General features: G+C 58.6%; 1 protein-coding gene and 1 pseudogene. Both read right to left on the bottom strand.

Annotated elements, in window-relative coordinates; genetic code table 11:
* Positions 1–150 precede the first annotated feature (150 nt).
* Positions 151–1,650, bottom strand: a complete 1,500-nt coding sequence (locus tag HNQ81_RS17235) for an efflux transporter outer membrane subunit (protein WP_183352660.1) — start codon at positions 1,648–1,650, stop codon at positions 151–153.
* Between the two features lie 28 nt (positions 1,651–1,678).
* Positions 1,679–1,927 (bottom strand): annotated as a pseudogene (locus HNQ81_RS17230) (ABC transporter ATP-binding protein); the annotation flags it as partial.

The following is a 1,927-nucleotide window of genomic DNA, read 5'->3' as shown; positions in this document are numbered from 1 at the left end:
CATACAATGGTTGATCGGTTAACCTATATAGCCTTACGAACTCAACCGGTCCCGCAGCGCCTGCTCAAGTTGGCTGAAGTTCGATGGTAATCAGAAAAAGAATAAGATCTCATTTCAATGATCTCGGGGGGGCTTGATGATAACAACACCTCACTTTGGGGTGTGAACCGGTTGTTCTTCAACGACAGCTTCAGCTGGGCTGGATATCCCCCCACCCATGGCCTGATAGAATGCCGCGCTGTCGACAAGTCGACTTGCCTGGGCCTCGATCAATAGAATTCTTGTCTGTTGTGATTGCTGTTGTGCTATAAGCAGTTGGACATAGCTTGCTGAGCCAAGTTCGTACTGACGTTGCATGGATTCCAGAGAACCCTGCGCGGCATCATCGGCGACAGAGAGAGCGGCCAGTCTTTGGGCGTCGTTCTCCAGCGCCCGCAGCACATCGGCAACATTACGCAGGGCCTCCAGCACGACATACCGGTAATTGGCCGCCGCCGCCTCGAAGGCGGCCAGAGCCGCCCGTTTTTCCGCCGGCAGGCCGGGATTGAACAGGGGCTGGGTCAGTTGCCCAATCAGTCCCCAAGTTGATGAACCGCCGCCAAACAACCCACCGGTATTCAAAGCCAACGAACCAAGATTCGCACTGAGATTGAGTTGTGGATACAGCTTGGCGATGGCCACCCCGTATTCCGCATTAGCCTTATGCAGCATGGCCTCGGCGGCCTGAATGTCGGGGCGAGCCCGCACCAGTTCGGAAGGCACGGTAAGCGGCAGATAGCCTGGAAGAGTAAATTCCTGCAGGGGGATGACCGGCGAGCCTTTCTCTCCTGGCGCATGTCCGACAAGCACCGCCAGCAGATGGTCACTATGTTGGAACTGGTTGCGCAGCAGCGGAATGTCGGCGCGAGTCTGTTCAACTTCGGTTTGCATGGCCAGCACCTCGTCGGGAGCTGCTTTGCCGAGGCGCACCCGTTCTCGGGTGAGGCTCAGCTGTTTTTCCTGAGCCTCGAGGATGGTCTCCGTGGCCTGAATTTGTGCTGCTAGTCTGGCCTTGGTGACAGCAGTGGTGACGACATTGGCCACCAAGGTCAGCTGCGCTCCTTCCAATTGGTAGTGCTGATAGTCGACGTTGGCGGCCAGAGCTTCAAGAGCGCGGCGGTTGCCGCCGGCTAAATCGAGCTTGTAATGCACCCCCACGCCGGCATTGTACAGGCTGAACTCTCGAGAATCCCCAGCCTGTCCAGATGTGGCGGGGCTGAACCGCTGGCGAAGGCCGCCGAGGTTGGCATCAACCTGGGGGTAAAGTGTATCTCCCGTCCGTGCGGCATACACTTCCTGGGCCTGGCGCAGAGTCGCCTGAGCTTTTGCCAGAGTGGGGCTGGCCTCCAGAGCTTCCTCGATCAGGCTGTCGAGCCTGGGCGAACCAAGTTCATGCCACCATTGCGGGTTGACCACTCCCCCTTCGATGAACCGCTGTGCTCGTCCCAACGCCGCAGGAGCCGCGGCAGTGCTTGCCGGAAAGGGGGTTGCAGTGTAAGCCGCCACCTCCGGTTCTGCCGGGCGATTGAAATCGGGACCAACGGCACACCCAGCCTGCAGCCCGATCATGGTGACCGAGACAATAAATGTAAACATGTATGCGAATTTCATCGATATCCCTCTGCCAAACAGACAATTCTCACTCAATGGCCCGCCCTTCACCGGCTTCCTCGTAGGTCACGCCATCGCGGATGTGATAGATGCGCTTGAACGTCGGAATGATCTTTTCGTCGTGGGTGACGACGATGATCGCCGTTTCGAATTGCCGCGCCATATCGTTGAGGATCCGGATGACCGCCAGGGCCCGTTCGCTGTCGAGCGGGGCGGTCGGTTCATCGGCGAGGATCACCGGCGGACGGTTGACCAGGCCCCGGGCGATGGCCACCCG

The sequence above is a fragment of the Desulfoprunum benzoelyticum genome, assembly GCF_014201505.1.
GTDB classification, from domain to species: Bacteria; Desulfobacterota; Desulfobulbia; order Desulfobulbales; family Desulfocapsaceae; genus Desulfoprunum; species Desulfoprunum benzoelyticum.
The sequence above is the reverse complement of the archived record's forward strand: the minus strand, read 5'-3'. Positions and strand labels throughout refer to the sequence as shown.